The following is a 20,101-nucleotide window of genomic DNA, read 5'->3' as shown; positions in this document are numbered from 1 at the left end:
TCATTAACTTTGTTAATTAAGGCTGAAAAGTTATTTTTATTTGTACAATTTCACTTTGTGATCCAATACGAAGTGGTGTACCCCAAAATCCGTATCCTGAAGAAACAATGGTATGAAGGTTCCCCTTTTTGAGATAGCCCCAATCATTTTCATAAATTCTTTTAGTGATTAAATGGGCTGGGGCGATTTGTCCCCGATGAGTATGGCCTGCTACTAGTAAATCAATGTTATTTTTTTCGGCAATATCTAAATCATATGGCTGATGATCGAGAAGAATATTAGGTTTTGAAACATCCACATTCTTCATTAAATCCGCTAATTTTGCTCGGACGACATCACGATACCCCCGATCTTTTGGACCAATGAGGGTTAATCCATTATCTAAAAAGACCACCTCGTCATCTAACATTCTCATGCCACTCTCATTAAAAATTTGAACGAGGTCGACATCTTTATCGTCTTCACGATCATGATTCCCCATTGAAGCATACACTGGTGCCTTAATTTCCTTTAAGATATCGGGAATTCCTCTTCTGAGAAAGGGTTCAATATTATCATCGATGATATCTCCTGGGAACAATACAAGGTCCGGATTTAATGCATTGATGTTCTTCACAAGTTTTTTAGCTTGATTAGCTCCTGAAAGGTCACCAAAATGCATATCTGAAGCCATGACAATATTCAGGCTCTTTTTACCTTCAATCTTTTTCGGAATAGTGATCTCATAATTTCTAACTACTGGTGTAAAAGCATTGTATAACCCATATACAAATAGGCAGGAGACAGTTGTTAATGTAATGATTCCAGCCCATTTTTTTGCTTTTTCCTTCGGAATTTTGGTGTATTTTGTAAAAAACACAAAAAGATTGACAAAAGGCATGAGCAATAAAATATAACAAAAAAAGCCAATCCAAATCCCGCCTATCCATGCTAGGATAGGACTCTCTTCTAAAATCCGTCCGAAAACAAAGGAATAGGATACGAGAACCAATATAAACCAATATAGAAATTTGAGAGGTTTCCGAATACGGATAAACAATGTTAGCCAAACCCAGCCGTTCCAACCTATGTACACTACTAACAAAGTGTAGATAATAAGTACCCCTAAGAAGAAAATCACCATTGATTCCTCTCTTCACTAAGATAATATTTTCTTCCTTTCATTAGACCGTATTTTAGAAAAATTGGCAAGATTTATGTATTTTTCAACATGTATGTCATACTTGTTATTGGTTATAGAAAAAATAAATATATAAAGGAAGAAAAAAGCTTTACCTTCAAATTTTTTACAAAATTCTTTTCCACTATTCTTGGAGATCTTGCGTCTTCTCCATTCGAAATTTACTTCTTAAATGAAAATACTCTTCTCTAATGAGAAGAGTATATATCACTGGATTATACCCAACCTCTGAAGCTTGAGGCCTCGGCAATCTTTTTGATTCCAACCATATAAGCGGCTAGACGCATATCGACCTGGTGAGTCTGTGCAGTTTGATAAATCGTTTCAAAAGAGCGAATCATGACGTTCGCCAGTTTCTCATGGACCTCTTCTTCACTCCAATAGTACCCTTGATTATTTTGAACCCATTCAAAATAGGAAACGGTTACACCACCCGCGCTAGCAAGGATATCAGGTACAAGGAGAACACCACGCTCTGTTAAAATTTTTGTTGCTTCTAAAGTTGTCGGTCCATTTGCTGCTTCCACCACGATAGATGCCTTAATGTTTGCTGCATTTTCAGCGGTTATTTGGTTTGAAATGGCTGCAGGAACGAGAATATCACAGTCTAGTTCTAGTAATTCTTTATTAGTAATTGTATTTGTAAACAACTTAGAGAATGTACCGAAACTGTCTCTACGGTCGAGTAAATAATCAATATCAAGCCCATTAGGGTCATATACGCCCCCATATACATCAGAAACGGCAATGACTTTCGTACCCGCATCATGCAAGAATTTTGCCAAGTAGCTTCCTGCATTACCAAAGCCTTGGATGACTACACGTGCACCTTTTAGTTCAATCCCTTTTTTCTTAACGGCTTCATTAATGCAAATCGTTACACCTTTAGCCGTTGCTGTTTCACGGCCTTGTGACCCTCCTAGTACAATTGGTTTGCCCGTGATGAAACCTGGTGAATCGAATTCACGGAGACGGCTATATTCATCCATCATCCACGCCATAATTTGTGAGTTGGTATATACATCCGGTGCGGGAATATCTTTAGTTGGACCAACTATTTGACTGATCGCCCGAACATAGCCACGGCTTAATCTTTCAAGCTCTCTCATTGACATTTGACGAGGATCGCAAATAATGCCGCCTTTACCTCCTCCATATGGAAGGTTCGTAATGCCGCATTTTAAGCTCATCCAAATAGATAATGCTTTGACTTCTTCTTCATCTACATCCGGATGGAATCGAACCCCACCTTTTGTTGGTCCGACCGCATCATTATGTTGGGAACGATAGCCGGTAAATACTTTTACAGAGCCATCATCCATTCTGACAGGAATGCGAACAGTCAACATTCGAATGGGTTCCTTTAATAATTCAAACATTTCGTCATTATAACCTAATTTTGTTAAAGCTTCTCGAATGACTGTTTGTGTAGAATAAAATAAATTTAAGGATTCTTTTTCTTTTTTTTGTTCTTTTGCCATTTCGTTTAACACTGTCATAGCAGACATGTCAGACACCTCGTAGTTTCCATTATGATTTTTTTATTTTTTATTTCATGGTTAATTGACTGCCCACCCTCAAAGGAGTGGGCAAATTTCATTAAGATAACACTTTTTGAATTCTTTCGAATGCCCAATCGATCTCTTCTTTTGTAATAATTAACGGTGGTGCAAAGCGAATGACTGTATCATGAGTCTCTTTACATAAAAGACCTTCTTCTTTTAATTGTTCACAATATGGTCTTGCTGCTTCATTTAGTTCAACTCCGATAAATAAACCGCGTCCTCTTACTTCTTTGATGACAGGATTTTCGATTGTTTTAAGTTTTTCAATGAAATAGGTTCCTAATTCAAGGGAACGTTCAGCTAGCTTTTCTTCTATAATAACGTCAAGTGCTGCAATGGACACGGCGCAAGCAAGCGGATTTCCTCCGAAAGTGGAACCATGTGAACCTGGGTTAAATACTCCTAAAATATCGGAGTTCGCAACCACGCAGGAAATCGGGAACACTCCACCACCAAGTGCTTTACCTAAAATTAACATGTCAGGGTTAATGCCTTCCCACTCATAAGCAAATAATTTTCCGGTACGACCCAAGCCAGCTTGGATTTCATCAGCGATAAATAAGACTTTGTTATCTTTGCATACATCATAGGCAGCTTTAATGAATCCAGCAGGTGGTATGTTAATTCCTGCCTCTCCTTGGATTGGCTCAATGATAAATGCAGCCGTATTTGGTGTAATCGCAGCCTTTAATGCTTCAAGATCACCAAAAGGTACTAATTTAATTCCTGGAAGCATTGGACCAAATCCACGTTTGTAATCTGGATCAGAGGATAAGGAAACAGCTCCCATCGTCCGTCCGTGGAAGTTTCCAGTACAAGCAATAATTTCTGCCTGATTATCTGGAATACCTTTTACATCATAGCCCCATCTACGAGCCGCTTTTAGGGCAGTTTCGACTGCTTCTGCACCTGTGTTCATTGGAAGAGCCATTTCTTTATTTGTCAGTTTACAAATTTTTTCGTACCAAGGACCAAGTTGGTCATTATGGAAAGCACGAGAAGTTAATGTCACTTTGTCAGCTTGGTCTTTTAAAGCTTGAATGATTTTAGGATGACGATGTCCTTGGTTTACAGCTGAATACGCACTAAGCATATCCATAAAACGATTACCTTCAGGATCTTCCACCCAAACTCCTTCAGCCTTTGAAATTACAATTGGTAGCGGATGATAGTTATTAGCACCGAATTTTTCTGTTTGTTCAATAATTTGAGTCGTTTTCGTTTGAGTCATTGTCATTTTGTTTCCTCCTTTGTTCATCTCATGTGAGGGCTCATTTTATGGCCCTTTGTTATAGCATTTCAGATGTTGTTTTTGCTTGCATATGAAGTAGTAAATAATCAGGTCCACCAGCTTTTGAATCTGTTCCTGACATATTGAATCCACCAAATGGTTGATAGCCGACAATCGCACCTGTACAACCACGGTTGAAATAAAGATTTCCAACATGGAATTCTTCACGTGCACGTTCAATGTGTTCTCGGTTGTTAGAAATAAGGGCACCCGTTAAACCATATTCAGTATTGTTGGCAATCTCCATCATATGGTCGAAATCACGAGCTTTACAGAAAGCAAGAACTGGTCCGAAAATTTCCTCTTGCATAATGCGTGCTTTCTCGTCTACATCTGCAAAAATGGTTGGCTGAATGAAGTAACCTTTTGAATCATCACCTTCACCGCCTGTCATTAATCTGCCTTCTTGTTTACCAATTTCAATATAGCTCATGATTTTATTGAATGCTTTTTCATCAATTACTGGTCCCATATACGTATCGGCATCTTCTGGATTACCAACTGTTAGTGTTTTTGTTAAGGCAACGGCTTTTTCAAGCACTTCATCATACACGTCCTGATGAACGACTGCGCGTGAACCAGCAGAGCATTTCTGTCCAGAGAAGCCAAAGGCTGAATAAACAATGCTTGCTGCAGCTAAATCTAGATCCGCATCTTTATCAACCACTACGGTATCCTTACCACCCATTTCAGCAATCACGCGCTTAATCCAAATTTGTCCTGGATTGATTTTTGCGGCACGTTCATTAATTCGACATCCAACCTCACGCGATCCTGTAAAGGAAATAAAACGTGTTTTTGGATGATCGACAAGATAATCGCCAATTTTTGACCCACTTCCAGGTACAAAATTAAGAACACCATCAGGAAGACCTGCTTCTTTTATTAGCTCAACAAATTTGGCTGCAACCACTGGTGTAGAGTTTGCAGGTTTTAAAAGAACGGTATTACCCGTTACAATTGCTGCAACCGTTGTTCCCGCCATGATCGCCAATGGGAAATTAAATGGTGAAATAATGATTCCAACACCAAGTGGAATATAGTGATATTGATTGTATTCTCCATCACGGCTATTAACTGGGAAACCATCTTTGATTCTTAGCATTTGACGAGCATAAAACTCTAAGAAATCAATGGCTTCTGCTGTGTCTGCGTCTGCTTCTTTCCATGGTTTACCTGCTTCTTTCACGAGATAAGCAGAAAATTCATGCTTACGGCGACGGAGCATGGCAGCAGCTCGGAATAAGATGTTCGCACGATGTTCTGGACGCCATTTTTTCCATGATTCAAATGCCGTTAAGGCTGCCTGCATCGCCTTTTCGGCTAACTCTTGGTCTGCCATGGAAACACGACCAATGATTTCTTCTTTATTTGCTGGATTAATGGAAGTAATTTTTTCTTCAGTGGTAATCTCTTGTCCACCTATGATAATCGGATATTCCTTTCCTAACTGGGATTGTACGTATGCAAGCGCATCTTGAAACGCTTTTTTATTCATTTCATCATTAAAATTAGTAAATGGTTCATGTGTATACGGTTTCACTCGATTCACCCCTAAATTTTGATTCTGCTATAAATAAATGCAAGTTCCGTGCCAAGTTGAAAATCACTGTAAATAAAGGGAAACATAAAAATAAGCGCCAATATTTTTTGCGCAAATTTTTTCATCGTTCAATCATAGCAAAATATTTTTGCGTTTAGACTATTTTCATGTTTTAATAGTTTTAAAAAGTAAGAATAAAGGAATGAACATTCGTGGATAAAATGAATATCGAATATTTACAATACTTAAACCGAATATATAAACGTATATTGGATGAAGTGGATGTCGGTGTTCATGCCGTCGACGAAACCGGCAAAACAATTATTTATAATAAAAAAATGATGCAAATGGAGTCCATGGAGCTACAGGATGTCATGGATAAAAATCTTTTAGATGTATTTATGTTTAAGGATGACCAATCTAGTACACTAGTGAAGGCATTGCAAGAAGGAAAAGAAACAAGAAATGTGAAGCAAACCTATTTTAATAATAAACGGCGAGAAATTACGACTATCAATGATACGATCCCCATTTTTGAAGACGAAAAAATTTGCGGTGCCGTTGAAATAGCCCGTGATGTGACGAAGTTAGAACGCCTAATCAAAGGAAATATGAACCGCAGTGGGACGACAAGGTATACATTTGATAGCATTACAGGGACAAGCCCGGCAATGAAAGAAGTGATCGAAAGTGCTAAGCGGGCAGCTCGGACCTCTTCCTATGTCTTAATCGTTGGAGAAACGGGGACTGGTAAAGAACTTTTTGCTCAAAGCATTCATAATGCTAGCAGTCGTTTTTCAGGGCCATTTATTTCACAAAACTGTGCCGCCCTACCCGATAATTTAATAGAAAGTCTTTTATTCGGAACGAAAAAAGGAGCTTTTACGGGAGCGGTCGATCAACCAGGATTATTTGAACAGGCAAATGGAGGCACATTGTTGCTTGATGAAATTAACTCGTTGAATTTAAATTTGCAGGCAAAACTTTTACGCGTTTTGCAAGAAAAAACGATTCGCCGAATTGGGGATACAAAAGATACACCTGTGGATGTAAGAGTGATTGCAAATATGAACGAAGACCCCATCGATGCGATTACAGAAAATCGCTTGCGAAAAGACTTATATTATCGTCTAGGCGTCGTTACCGTCTTTATTCCACCACTTCGTGAAAGAAAAGAAGATATCCCATTACTAGTAAAAGATTTTATAGAAAAATATAATGAGCGATTCCAAATGAATGTGAAAGGGTTATCCGAAGAAGTGCACCAATCATTTATGGAATATGATTGGAATGGGAATGTACGCGAATTGGAACATATTATTGAAGCAGCCATGAACATAATGATGGATGATGAAGAAATTATTATGTATCCTCACTTGCCATTCCAATACCGCAGCAAAATGCGTAATAAGGAAAGAGTTGCTCCAGCATCAAGTGCGGATACATTCATCAAGGATCGAGCAGATTTGGATATACCACTTAAGCAGCAAATGGAGCTTTTTGAGAAGACCTATATTGAGCATGTATGGAGAAAAAATAACTATAATATTTCCAAGACGGCGACTGTTCTAGGCTTAAGCCGGCAAAGTTTGCAATATCGAATGAAAAAATTAAATATCAAATCATAATAACCAATGTTAATAGAAAAAAGGGGCTGTCAAAAAAGTCCATTTAAGAGAAAAATGAACCCAAATTAAAAACCCAAGAATGTTGATTTAACAGCATTCTTGGGTTTTGCTTTTATAAAGATTTCGGCTGAAATACCACTTTCCGGACAGCCCCTTTTTTGTTTATCCGAATTGCCACACACTGTGTGTTAAGCTGCCATAGCGAAAGCTCCGATGCAATAGCTTAGCTTTTTGTACGTCATCCGCAGCACCCATGGCATAAAATAATGGGATAAAGTGCTCTTTGCCATGTGGAGGTACAGCATATTGTGCATTTGGAGCGAGTGAATCATATTTAAATAAAGAATCTAAATCCCATTGGTGTAGGTGATGGGCAAGCCAGTCTTCAAATTCAAGAGCCCATGGTGTTATTTCCCCATTATCTGCCCAATTTAATGCCATTAGATTATGAGAAGTTCCTCCGCTTGCGATAATAAGTATATCTTTAGCTCTTAGTACGGATAAAGATTTGCCAATTTTATATTGTTCTTGAGGTGTAAGGTTTGGATTGACAGACATAGCTATGACAGGGATATCGGCATTAGGATAAAGTAAGCGTAGAACAACCCATGAACCATGATCTAATCCGCGTTTTTTTTCAATACTAAACGGAATTCCATTGGCTGTAAGTAAATCTTTTATTTCCTTTGAAACATCGTGATTGCCTTTTGCTGGATATTGGATGGTGTACAATGCGGGATCGAATCCGCCAAAATCATAGATAGTGCTATATTGCTCCACCTCACTTACTTGTTGTACTTGTGATTCCCAATGGGCTGAAAATATGACAATCGCTTTTGGCCGGGGTAAATTTCTCCCTAGGTCATTTAAAAAATGTGTGTATTCATTATTTTCAATCGCTAGTAACGGTGATCCATGTGCAATAAAGAATGATGGTAGCATATGTATTCCTCCATTTGATGCATTAATGAAATAGCAGAGATTTCATTTTTTATTGATTAATAATTCTTATGATAATCAAATGAATAAAGCAACAGATTTGGGACGTAGATTACTAATCTTAAATAGGAAATCACTCAATGATTGATTCCAATTGAAAATTATTCTAAATACTCATCACTAAGTATAGGATTTAAATACCTTGCCATTCCAGTCTTAAGCATTTTCAATCCAAATTTCCGATAAAATCCTTCATTACCAGTGGTTGATATTAAATGTACACAAGAAATATGACTAAGTTGATCAAGTAAATACTCCATAATTTTTCACCTATACCTTGCCTTTGAAAATCTCGATGAACAACAATATCATAAATGGCAGCATTAAAAACACCATCTGTCATGGCTCTACCAAACCCAATTATTCTCCCATTAACAGTCACTATTGCGATAACGTTACTTGCTTCAAATACTTGTCTAATTATTTCATTTGTATGTTTCATCCACCCAACCGACTCATAGACTTCTCTCATTTCATCGATATTGGCACTGTCGAAATTATGATGAATTTTTAGATCCATATCTATCCCCCTTTTTTGATTGACAAATTTGTTAAATAAAAGGAGGGACCCTTTGCCTCCGTTCATTTATTCAAAAAAAAAGGGAGTGTATTCACTCCAAATTTAACTAATATTTTCCTCAGTAGAATGAGTCGATTGTAATAACGCTTTTTTGCTTGTTATTTTTGTCAAGTTCGATCTTTTCAGCAGGTAATTTAAATGATCAACGGGCATGGAACCATAGCCTTTACCATCTGCTAGAGTAAATTGAATGGTAATTCCATTATTGGATGTGACCGTCAAGAATTCTGCGGAATTAAAATTTCTTTGAACCTCTTGTGAAATCTGAAACTTCGCACCTTCTTCTATAGGCATTCTGTCTCTCCTTTGAAGTTACTTTTACTTACATTATTCCAAATATTTTCCTGTTCATACATCTTTTTTCAGTGAATCTGCCTATATTAATTTCTAACCTGACCGGTTCCTCGCACAATGGATTTAACAGTCGTGATTGCCTTAAGCCCCATTGGTCCGCGAGCATGTAATTTTTGGGTGCTTATTCCGATTTCCGCCCCATATCCAAACTGTTCCCCATCTGTAAATCGGGTTGAAGCATTATGATACAAAACTGCGGCATCTACTGCTTGGAAAAACAATCGGACATTTTGTTCATTCTCACTAATAATCGCTTCAGAATGCCTTGTTCCGTAACGATCAATATGGTCGATAGCATCAGACACATGTTTGACTAGTTTGACTGCGGCGATTGGAGCCAAATATTCTGTATACCAATCTTCCTCTGTTGCTTTTTTGATATAAGAAAATTGAGCTGATAATGGATCATCCCCTCGCAACTCAACCCCTTTTTCATGAAGCGTATCTAGTAGCTCTCTTATATACGGCCATTTCTCATGGATGAGAATGGTTTCTGCAGCATTACACACAGAAGGACGTTGTAGTTTGGCATTGACCGCAATATTGATCGCCATATCCCGTTCGGCAGTATCGTCAATGAAAACATGACAGTTCCCCACTCCTGTTTCTAAAACAGGCACAGTCGCATTTTGCACAACTGACTGGATCAAGCCAGCTCCTCCACGAGGTATAAGGACATCCAAATATTGATTCAGTTTAAACATTTGCGTAGCTGTTTCACGACTAGTATCTTCTAAAAGCTGTATAGCTTCTGCGGGTATTGAGGTTCCCTCAAGGGCACTTTGCATTACTTGAACTAGCGCTTTATTTGAATGAAGAGCAGAAGTACTGCCTCTCAACAAAACCGCGTTTCCAGCTTTTAAACAAAGAGTAGCTGAATCAACGGTTACATTTGGACGTGCCTCGTACACCATACCAATGACACCAAGAGGGACACGAATGGTTTGAATTTGTAAACCATTTGGCCTTACCCATTCATCAATGATTTCACCAATTGGATCTTGAAGGGAAACAACTTGACGAATTCCATCAATGATTTGTTCGATGCGTGTTTCAGTAAGTAGTAATCGATCCAGAAGTGCTTCTGATAATCCATTACTTTTACCAGCTTCGATATCCTTCCTATTTTCATCAAGAATCCAATCCTTTTCATTGGCAATCTGTTCAGCTATTTTCAATAATGCAGCATTTTTTTCCTCTGTTGAAAGAATCGATAATCTTTTGGCAGCTGCTTGGAGTTTTCTTGCTTTTTCTATAAGTTCACTCATTTCATTTATTCCTCCTTTAAAATGACCCAATTATCTCTATGAATGACTTCTGCTCGATTATTAATAGAATAAGATTTTGATTGTTCGCTAGGCAGCCCTTTCACCTTTACCAAATCTTTTGAAGAAAAATAGATTTGTCCTTTTCCGATGGTTTTTCCCTTTTGATTGCGAACCTCTACTACATCTAAGGCGTCGAAGTCTCCAATGACATTCGTTACACCAACTGGCAACAAGCTTTTTCCTTTTTTCACAATTGCATTCTCTGCACCATCATCAATTTCAATAATTCCACCTATTTGAGAATGATAGGCAATCCACTGTTTTCTCATTTGCATTTGTGACTGAAAAGGAGCTCCAATATAGGTTCCATCTCCTTTTCCTGCCAAAATCTCCACCAATTTTTCTCTCCCATGGCCAGTACCAACAAATACACTGACACCGAGGGAAAGAGCTTTCTTGGCAGCCAACAATTTGGACTTCATTCCACCAGTACCAACCGTTGATCCGCTCCCTCCCGCTGCTTCGAGGAGTTGATCAGAAATCTCTGGAATAAATTGATATTTCTTAGCTGTCTTTGATTCCTTTGGATTCCCATCATAAATACCATTAACATCTGTCAATATGATGAGTGCATTTGCATGCAAAAACCCGCTTACTAATGCTGAGAGCATATCATTATCCCCGAATGTTAGTTCTTCTATTGAAACAGAGTCATTTTCATTGACAATAGGGATTGCTCCTCGATGTATAAGCTCTGTCATTGTTGAATAAAGATTTTGAAACCGAGTTCTGCTATAAAAATCTTCTCTCGTTATCAGTATTTGAGCAGGGACAATATGATATTTTTGAAAAAGTTGATTATAATGCTGCATCAACAGCCCCTGTCCCACGGCAGCGGCAGCCTGTTTACCTGAGGTTGTTTTGGGTCGTATTGGATATCCAAGTGTCCCAAAACCTGCAGCAACCGCACCAGAAGAGATGAGGATTACCTCATGCCCTTGTTCTCTTAAATAAGCGATTGCCTCAACATGGTCTCGTATCTTTTCTTCTGAAATAGTTCCCATATCAGTTGTAAGCGAGCTACTTCCAATTTTTACAACCACTAGTTTCTTCATACTAAACCCTTCTTATTTCTAAAAATATAAAAAAACGACTCTTCCGTCCTATTAAACTAAGGACGGAAAGTCGTTTCCGCGGTACCACCTTATTTGGTGCCAAGCACCCACTCGAACCCATAACGCAGGTTGACGGCTTATGTTTGCATAAGCAGCTTTTTTAAGGGTAGGTTCAATTATCTTCCCGTGAGAAACCTTCCAGCCTTTGGGTTTCACTCTCTTGCACGTTTCAATAATTTACTAGTCCCTTACCATTCACACATATAATTTCTTATGATTATCTTAGGAAAAAAGGGAATTGTCAATATAATTTTTAGAAAATTTAAAGTAATCATTCAAGATAACCCTATTACAAATCTGCAAAACACTCTTTGCTGCAATGATGGTATGATTACCCTGATCATAAAGAAAGAGCACTTGTATTAATACGATTACAAGTGCCCTAGCAAAGATTATTTGATTTGATTGAGTGCCTCTGTCAGTGTCTTTACTAAGAAATTCAAATCCTTTTCCTCGATATTTAATGGTGGGGCAAGGGTTAGAACATTATTGTAACCCGCAACAGTGGCACCATTTTTACCTATGATGATTCCATTATCTTTACATATAGCTATTACCTGATTAACGAGACGAACATCAAGAGGTTCTTTCGTTCCCTTATCCTTTACCAATTCAATACCGATTAAAAGCCCCTTCCCGCGGACATCACCGACATATGGATGCTCCTGTAATAGGGTTTTCAATTCATTTAATACCTTCTCGCCCAACTCTCTCGAACGCTCAAACAAGTTTTCTTTTTCCATAATTTCTAAGTTTTTCAGTGCTAATGCACAGGCGGCTGGGTTTCCTCCAAATGTATTCACATGACGGAAATAGTCATATTCCTCTGTACCCTTAAAAGCATCATAAATCTCTTTACGTACGGCAGTTGCAGAAAGTGGTAGGTAGGCACTGGTTATACCTTTTGCCATTGTAATAATATCTGGCTTGACACCATAGTTCATAAAACCAAATGGTTTTCCTGTTCGTCCAAATCCGCAAATGACCTCATCCACAATGAGGAGTGCCCCATGCTTCTTACATACTGCTTCTGCAGCTTTCATATATCCATCTGGAGGAACAAGGATCCCACCGCCAGTAATGATCGGTTCCATGATCATGGCTGCAATGGTTTCACTCAGTTCCCATGTCATTGTCCGATCAATTTCTTGTACCGATGATAATTGCATTGGATCTGAAACATTCGTATCATCTCTGTACGAGTCTGGTGGTGAAACATGAATAAATCCAGGGGCGAGTGGTTCATATTTATACTTCCGCTGGGCCTGGCCAGTGGCGGCTAATGCCCCCATGGAGTTACCGTGATAGGCACGGTAGCGTGATACAATTTTATAACGTTGATAATCGCCTTTTTGCTGATGGTATTGTCGGGCTATTTTGAAAGCTGTCTCATTTGCTTCAGAACCACTGTTTGAGAAGAAGATGACATAATCGTCACCAAGCATTTTATTTAGTTTTTCTGCCAGCTTAATTGCTGGAATATGGCTTTGAGATAAAGGAAAATAGGCCATTTCCTTCAACTGCTCGTAGGCAGCATCAGCAAGCTCCGTTCTTCCATAACCAACATTCACACACCAAAGCCCTGCCATCGCATCTAAATAACGTTTGCCATCCACATCAGTTACCCAGGATCCTTCTGCTCTTTCCGCGACAATCGTAGCCTTTGGATTATAAGGCTTCATCGAATGCCAAACATATTTCTCATCCTTTTCTAATAGCGTATCTTGAAATCGTTCCGTTTGAACCATCCTTTCTCCCTCCATTTACCATTTAATTGGTTACAGGTGCCTGTCACCATTATTACCATTGATATGCAAGGAAGTTTCAAATATTTATGCATCAAATCTCGAGGTAATCATTTTCTTTTTGGTGTAGAAATTAACCCCGTCTTTACCATTGACGTGGAGATCGCCATAGAAGGAGTCTTTCCAACCTGAGAATGGGAAGAACGCCATAGTGGCAGGGACACCAACATTGATGCCTAGCATACCAGCATCAGCCTCTTCACGGAATTTTCGGACGGCTTTTGCATTGTTGGTATAGATCGTAGCTCCATTCCCATATCTGGATTTACGAATATATTCCAAGCCCTGGTCTAAATTTTCCGCCCTTAGTAGACTTAATACCGGAGCGAAAATCTCTTCTTTCGCAATTGTCATATCCGGGGTGACATGATCAAAGATGGTTGGGCCAAGGAAGTTTCCTTTCGGATGATCATCCATTTCCTTCCGCCCGTCCCGAATTAATTCGGCCCCTTCGGCAATTCCTTTCTCAATATAACCAAGGACTTTATCTCGATGCTCTTTGCGGATTACCGGTGTTAGAAGCACTTCCTCTTCCATGCCATTACCAATGATTAATTCATCGGCTTTTTTCTTTAATGCTTGGACAAACCGTTCATTATCACCAATAATAACGACTGCGCTGCAGGCCATACAACGCTGGCCAGCACTACCGAAAGTAGAACTAATAATATGTTGAACAGCTTTATCCATATCAGCATCTGGCATAACGATATGGTGATTTTTCGCGCCAGACAGTGCTTGCACTCGCTTACCTTCCTTAGCTGCACGCTCGTATACATACTTAGCAACTGGTTGTGATCCAACAAAGGAAATCGCGGCAATATCTTTGTGCTCAATCAAACCATTCACGACATCATGAGCACCATGAACAATATTTAAAACTCCCTTAGGTGCACCTGATTGTGTGAACAACTCTGCTAGACGATTGGCTAAAATAGGAGTACGCTCGGATGGCTTTAACACAAATGTGTTTCCACACGCAATGGCAAGTGGGAACATCCATAATGGGACCATCATCGGGAAATTGAAAGGTGTAATCCCACCAACAACCCCTAATGGATAGCGAAACATTTCAGAATCAATTCCTTCTGCAATACCACTTAATGATTCACCCATCATTAATGTTGGCGCTCCGCACGCAAATTCCACACATTCAATACCGCGTTGCACTTCGCCATACGCTTCTTTGTAAGCCTTTCCATTCTCCTGAACGATCAACCTTGCCAATTCCTCGTGATTTTCTGTTAACAGGTGATGGAATTTATAAAGGATTCTTGCTCTTTTTGGAACAGGCACATTTTTCCAAGTTTGAAAAGCTTCTTTTGCAGCGGCTACGGCGAGATCCACATCTTCCTTAGATGAAACAGGAACCTTGGTTAATACTTCATTAGTTGCAGGATTTGGAACATTTAATGTCTGACTGCTGTGTGCGCTTACCCATTCTCCATTAATAAAATTCTTTAATACTGCCGTTTCGCTTTTTGTCACGCTCATGTTTCATCCTCCTATTTTCATTCATATATTGATAGGTTTAATACCATTATCTATTAATCACCTTTCGCATTCATTAGACACAATGTAAAAAGTCTCTCATTAATTCTTACACATTCTGAATATAGGTTCAGAAATTTAAAAATTATATCTTATTATTGAGCCTGATTCATTCTGTCTAGATTCGAAGCAGCTAAATAATCATGGACCAACAACATAAATTCAATAGCTACCCGTTTTTCCCGTTCCATAAAATCGGCACCAAGAAGATTTTCTAGTTTTTGTAGACGATGATAGAGGGTTTGTCTGACAATATAAAGCTTGTTGGCGGTTTCTTGTTTTGAGCCATTACATTCTAAATAGGCTTTTAATGTTTCTAAAAGTTTTGCATTATACTTTAAATCATATTGGATTACTGGCTGGAGATATTCAGATGCTAATTCCTGCAGATCGGTTTGCTTGCTAAGTTGTGAAATGAGTCGATATAAATGAAGATCTTCATAAAAATAATATGTTTGCATATTCGTCATTTTTTGCTGAATCCGTAATGTTTCCTTTGCCGTCTGAAAACTTTTATGCAGATCGTTAAGTGAATCAGTAAATTTTCCAGCAGCGATAAAAAATTTATTCGGAAATTGTTTACGGATGAACTCAGAATCTTCTATTGAAACGATTGCTTTTTTTATTCGATCTTTCATATTCTTTTTTCCGCGCTGGTTTAGTAGAATAAAAGTTAATTCATACCTTTTCTCGACAAAGAACACGATAAAACCATTTTGTTCAAAAACGGAGCGCAATACTAACTTTAAATAGGTGACATCAGGAAAGGACTTTTCATTGACAGGAAATAGCTTCGTGATGAGGACTGTTGCCTGGTTCGATTTGGATTTACAGCCGTGTTCTATTAAATAGTCGGAAATTTCTTCGAGCGTATGTTCACCTGCCAACCAGCCGTGAAGCCACTCAAACTCATTAACTCGCTTTTTTTCTTCGGTATACAATTCTCTTAATAAATGCTGAGCTAATGCCGTTGCCGTACGGTCTAGAATGAGTAAATCATATTCACTAATGGGAATGTCCTTAGAATAGATGGCTAATTCCCCGTAATCTTGACCAAATAGATCAATGGGCGCAATAGCAAAATGATGATTAGGTTGTTTTTTCGCTCTTTCTAATTGCTCGATGATTGAAGCTTGTTCGTGCAATGGTAATTCCGGAACGAATTCATAAGCCTGATTTTTAAGTCGGAATATGATTTGAACGTCTAATGCTGAAAATATAAATTGAAGAATATCTTCATACGATTCTATGGTCAGCAACCTTTTATTAAGTCGTTGGGAATAATTTTCTAAATCTGATATCTTTTGATACTGTTGATTAATAATGACGGAATGTATGTCTTGGGTAATTTCAACAAACGGGACTTGGTGCTGAAAAATAATAATAGGAAATTGATGTTCGTTGGCTATATGAATTACCTCATCAGGAATGGTCGTTAAATAGGTTCCTAATTCAATACAAAGGCCAGCTGCATGGTGTTCGATAAACTCTTTCACCATGGAAACAAATAAATCCGGATTATCTTTCCAGGCAACACCGGTAGAGAGAATTAACTCCTGCCCCTTTAATAAGTTTCGAATACTTGTCACTTCAACGACGTGGACCCATTTCACGATCCGCTCCATTCCATGATGACCAGCAATCACACTAGCATTTTCAAAATGATTTCGCTTTAATATATCAACAATTTTTAGCTGAAATTGTTCTTTCATTCACCTATTTCCCCTTTTGACTTTATGTATCATGGCTTTTTGCTACTAATAAATCGAATTTAGTCAGCCTTACGAAAAAGGATTGGCTTTCTACCAATCCTTTTTCAACTTTTTATGTCCGTTGCTTCTGTTGGATTAAAAGACTGGAAAAATATTTTCTAGCATTGGCATTTCCAATCAATAACGTTTCCGTCACTTTCCCATTCGGATGGACAAAATCTACCGTAGCTCCATTCAAATGTTCCTTTACGTTTGAGATTAAATAACCTTTTTGGATAAAATAATCAATTTTATCCCTTTCTTCTAAGTATTGTTGATATTCAGACATCAAACTCCTCCTCTCCATTAATATAAATCCAGATTATTGGGGATATCTTCGACCACTTCTTCTACGACGTTATTTTCTTCAATCATCCAGTCACGTCCTACAGAAATACCTAAATATTTCTCGTCACTTGGATCTTCCAGTTCTGCTTGCCGGTATTTTTTAAACCACCAATACTTCCCAAGGAAGTAATAGACGGCACCACCAACTATAAAACCAACAACGAATCCGTATTCTGGTACGAAATAAGAAGCAATTGCCCCGATCGCCCAGGCAGTAAACCCAGCCACATTCACTCCATGGAAATATTTAAACTGTCCATGTAACTCATACAACTCTGGCACGTTCACTCTTCTTTTGCGAATTAAATAATAATCAGCAAATAAAATTCCAACGATGGCTGATAAGATGCCACCAACAAAAAGGAGAAATGGAATGATGATATCAAATAATCGCCATGGTTGAACCACCGTTCCAATAATGCCTGCAGTGATTACTCCGGCCCAGAACGGAAATTTCGGACCACCCACATTGGAAAATATGGTGGCAGCCGGCACAACATTCGCTGCCGTATTGGTCGACCACTGAGCTAATACAACCATTAATAATAAGATTACTAGAATAAATCCTCCCGCAGACTCCTGCAATGCAACAACTGGGTCATAGTTTAATACCGCAATATAAGAAACTGCCCCGATGATGATCATAAAAGTCTGGGTTAATGGCATAGCAACTAAATTTCCAATTAATGAACTCTTGTTCCGTTTAAACCAATTCTTTTCATTTGCCGGTGCTTTAATAAATCGGGATATGGATGGTATATCGGCACTTAGAGTCGCCCAAAATCCCATATTTGCAAATATAACAACCAAAAATGCAGTAAAGGCCTCCATCCCTGATACAGGGTTTTCTACCCAACTCCACACTTGTCTTCCTTCAGCAGCCGCTTGATCTGAAAGGGATACATACATCCACAACGAAATAAGCAAGATGATTGGAGCAGCTAAATCAGCAAAACGTTCAATGGATTTAATCCCAAGTGCTGTATTAACTAACTGGACGATGGCGAAAATGAGGAAACAAATGAACCAATTGTTAAATCCAAATAATAAATCTAAAATGCCATTCATTGCGGTTGCACCGAAATAGGTGTTAATTCCAAACCACATGGATGCCGTTACGCCACGGGTGATGGAAGGAATATGTGTCCCAATCGTCCCAAATGGGGCTCTCATGTATACGGGGAAAGATAGTCCGTGTTCAATTCCAATATCAGCAATTAATGAAATGAAAAACCCGATAGCCAAACTTCCAATAATTGTTGCCAATATCACCCAAGGTAAGGATAAAGTCATTACCCCTGATCCACCAATGGCAAAGGTTGCAAGAACGACAACCATTCCAACCCACATAAAGGAATATCCTAGTTTTGTAATTTTCCTATCTTTTTGAGCAATGGGTAGTAAATCAGGGGATTTTAAATGGTTTTTTTTCATGTGAACACTCCATTTCGGTTAAATTTTTTAGATTAAAATCCAAAATTCAAACAACCGACAATAACTTTTATTTCATAAGTGTAGACTGTCTCATAAAAAGGACTGATTTGACATGAATTTAAGAATGTATCTTTTAGTGCCCTTCGCGTTTGAGACAGTTTAGGAGTGGTTCAATATTAAGTGTGGAGCTGCCTGAATGAAATTAGATAGATAGGGTTTGATTTTGAGTTAGCTGTGAATTCACATTGTATTTCGCTCTCTTTAAATATTGTCCGGAACCTGGTTTTCCGACAAATTGTTTGTCACGAACAACAAATTCGCCACGAACCAGAACAGATACCGGCTCTCCAGTCACCTTCATGCCTTCGAAAGCATTGTAATCGACAGCCATATGATGAGTTTCAGCAGAAATGACTCGCTCAATATTTGGATCAAAGATGACAAGGTCTGCATCGGCACCTACTGCAATTGTTCCTTTTTTAGGGAAAAGACCAAACAGTTTCGCAATACGAGTTGAAGTAATGTCGACAAATTGATTGAGACTAATTCTTCCCTTTTTCACACCCTCTGAGAATAAAATGGTTAGACGGTCTTCAATAATTGGGCCGCCATTAGGAATTTTTGTGAAGTCACCCCGGCCCAGTTCCTTTTGTCCTTTAAAATCAAAAGAGCATTGGTCAGAGCCAAGAGTCTGTAACTGCCCAGTTTTTAAGGCATTCCAAAGGACATCCTGATTCCATTTTTCTCTAAGTGGCGGTGACCAAACATATTTGGCTCCTTCAAAATTTGGTTTTTCCAAATAACTTTGATCAAGCACCAAATATTGTGGACACGTTTCACCCCAGACGTCGTATCCTTTTTTACGGGCTTCGGCAATCTTTTCAGCGGCTTCTGCGCAGGAAACATGAACAACATAGAGCTGAGAATTGGCTAAACCAGTAAAATGGGCTGCCCTCCCCGTGGCTTCACCCTCCAACTCCGGCGGTCTTGTTAAAGCATGGTAGATCGGGTCTGTTTTCCCTTCTTCCAGTGCTTTTTTCGTTAAGTAATCAATGACATCGCCATTTTCCGCATGAACCATAACTAATGCACCTAATTCTTTTGCCGTTACTAGGGTTTTGAATAATGTTTCATCATCCGCTTGGAATACATTTTTGTACGCCATAAAAACTTTAAATGAAGTAATCCCTTCTTCCTCAATCACTTGTGGAAGCTCTTTAAGGACATTATCATTGATTTCACTAATCATTAAGTGGAATCCGTAATCAATTACAGCTTTATCCTTCGCCTTCTCATGCCAAGTTTGGATAGCTTTTTTTAACGGTTCTCCTTTGTTCGTTAAACAAAAATCAATTACGGTTGTGGTTCCGCCAAAAGCTGCTGCAATGGTTCCAGATTCAAAGTCATCTTTTGTCACGGTACCACCAAATGGCATATCTAAATGAGTGTGGGGGTCAATTCCACCTGGAAAAACGAGACATCCTTTTGCATCAATGATTTCAGCGCCGACAGCTAACAGGTTTGAACCAATTTGGGTGATTTTTCCGTCCTCGATTAATAGTTCAGCTTCAAATGTATCTGTTGCGGTAACGATTGTTCCATTTTTAATAATTTTTTTCATTCCTTATT

General features: G+C 38.6%; 15 protein-coding genes and 1 pseudogene. 1 reads left to right on the top strand and 15 read right to left on the bottom strand.

Annotation, left to right across the window (positions count from 1 at the left end; all coding sequences use genetic code 11):
• Positions 1-16: 16 nt before the first annotated feature.
• The 4 genes from GZA11_RS00920 to pruA form a co-directional block, all read right to left on the bottom strand.
• Positions 17-1,123 carry a metallophosphoesterase gene (locus GZA11_RS00920; protein WP_235924750.1) on the bottom strand — a complete coding sequence of 369 codons (1,107 nt, stop codon included), beginning with the start codon at positions 1,121-1,123 and terminating at the stop codon, positions 17-19.
• Positions 1,124-1,395: 272 nt separating this feature from the next.
• Positions 1,396-2,661 (bottom strand): Glu/Leu/Phe/Val family dehydrogenase, encoded by a 1,266-nt coding sequence (locus GZA11_RS00915; RefSeq protein ID WP_163182619.1) that lies wholly within the window; start codon positions 2,659-2,661, stop codon positions 1,396-1,398.
• Positions 2,662-2,779: 118 nt separating this feature from the next.
• The gene (locus GZA11_RS00910) at positions 2,780-3,976 is read right to left on the bottom strand and encodes an ornithine--oxo-acid transaminase (protein ID WP_163182618.1); all 1,197 of its coding nucleotides are present in this window, start codon (positions 3,974-3,976) and stop codon (positions 2,780-2,782) included.
• 58 nt (positions 3,977-4,034) lie between these two features.
• Positions 4,035-5,579, bottom strand: a complete 1,545-nt coding sequence (gene pruA, locus GZA11_RS00905; protein ID WP_163182564.1) for an L-glutamate gamma-semialdehyde dehydrogenase — start codon at positions 5,577-5,579, stop codon at positions 4,035-4,037.
• Positions 5,580-5,800: 221 nt separating this feature from the next.
• On the opposite strand from pruA, the gene GZA11_RS00900 reads away from it, so the two are divergent.
• Complete coding sequence (locus GZA11_RS00900; RefSeq protein WP_163182617.1) at positions 5,801-7,207, top strand: sigma-54 interaction domain-containing protein; 1,407 nt, start codon at positions 5,801-5,803, stop codon at positions 7,205-7,207.
• Positions 7,208-7,369: 162 nt separating this feature from the next.
• On the opposite strand, the gene GZA11_RS00895 is transcribed toward GZA11_RS00900, so the two are convergent.
• From GZA11_RS00895 to hydA, 11 genes and pseudogenes are all read right to left on the bottom strand, one after another.
• Positions 7,370-8,149: a DODA-type extradiol aromatic ring-opening family dioxygenase gene (locus tag GZA11_RS00895; protein ID WP_038535207.1), complete on the bottom strand. Its 780-nt coding sequence runs from the start codon at positions 8,147-8,149 to the stop codon at positions 7,370-7,372.
• A 158-nt stretch (positions 8,150-8,307) separates the two neighbouring features.
• A pseudogene (locus tag GZA11_RS00890) lies at positions 8,308-8,726 on the bottom strand (GNAT family N-acetyltransferase).
• Between the two features lie 102 nt (positions 8,727-8,828).
• A complete protein-coding gene (locus tag GZA11_RS00885) occupies positions 8,829-9,080 on the bottom strand; it encodes a hypothetical protein (RefSeq protein WP_038535212.1) in 252 nt (83 codons plus the stop codon).
• Between the two features lie 86 nt (positions 9,081-9,166).
• Positions 9,167-10,408, bottom strand: a complete 1,242-nt coding sequence (locus tag GZA11_RS00880; protein WP_163182563.1) for a glutamate-5-semialdehyde dehydrogenase — start codon at positions 10,406-10,408, stop codon at positions 9,167-9,169.
• A gap of 5 nt (positions 10,409-10,413) precedes the next feature.
• Positions 10,414-11,523, bottom strand: coding sequence for a glutamate 5-kinase (gene proB, locus GZA11_RS00875; protein ID WP_163182562.1), 1,110 nt, complete (start codon positions 11,521-11,523; stop codon positions 10,414-10,416).
• A gap of 452 nt (positions 11,524-11,975) precedes the next feature.
• Entirely contained in the window at positions 11,976-13,331 is a 1,356-nt protein-coding gene (locus GZA11_RS00870; protein WP_163182561.1) for an aspartate aminotransferase family protein, read from the bottom strand.
• Positions 13,332-13,415: 84 nt separating this feature from the next.
• Entirely contained in the window at positions 13,416-14,882 is a 1,467-nt protein-coding gene (locus tag GZA11_RS00865; RefSeq protein WP_163182560.1) for a CoA-acylating methylmalonate-semialdehyde dehydrogenase, read from the bottom strand.
• Between the two features lie 152 nt (positions 14,883-15,034).
• Positions 15,035-16,651: a PucR family transcriptional regulator gene (locus GZA11_RS00860; protein WP_038535222.1), complete on the bottom strand. Its 1,617-nt coding sequence runs from the start codon at positions 16,649-16,651 to the stop codon at positions 15,035-15,037.
• 112 nt (positions 16,652-16,763) lie between these two features.
• Entirely contained in the window at positions 16,764-16,979 is a 216-nt protein-coding gene (locus tag GZA11_RS00855; RefSeq protein WP_038535223.1) for a hypothetical protein, read from the bottom strand.
• 17 nt (positions 16,980-16,996) lie between these two features.
• Complete coding sequence (locus GZA11_RS00850; RefSeq protein WP_163182559.1) at positions 16,997-18,472, bottom strand: NCS1 family transporter; 1,476 nt, start codon at positions 18,470-18,472, stop codon at positions 16,997-16,999.
• Positions 18,473-18,674: 202 nt separating this feature from the next.
• A complete protein-coding gene (hydA, locus tag GZA11_RS00845; RefSeq protein WP_038535227.1) occupies positions 18,675-20,093 on the bottom strand; it encodes a dihydropyrimidinase in 1,419 nt (472 codons plus the stop codon).
• Positions 20,094-20,101 lie beyond the last annotated feature (8 nt).

It is taken from the genome of Neobacillus sedimentimangrovi (assembly GCF_010614825.1).
In the GTDB taxonomy this organism is placed as follows: Bacteria; Bacillota; Bacilli; order Bacillales; family Cytobacillaceae; genus Neobacillus; species Neobacillus thermocopriae.
This window is presented reverse-complemented; position numbering and strand designations above follow the sequence as displayed.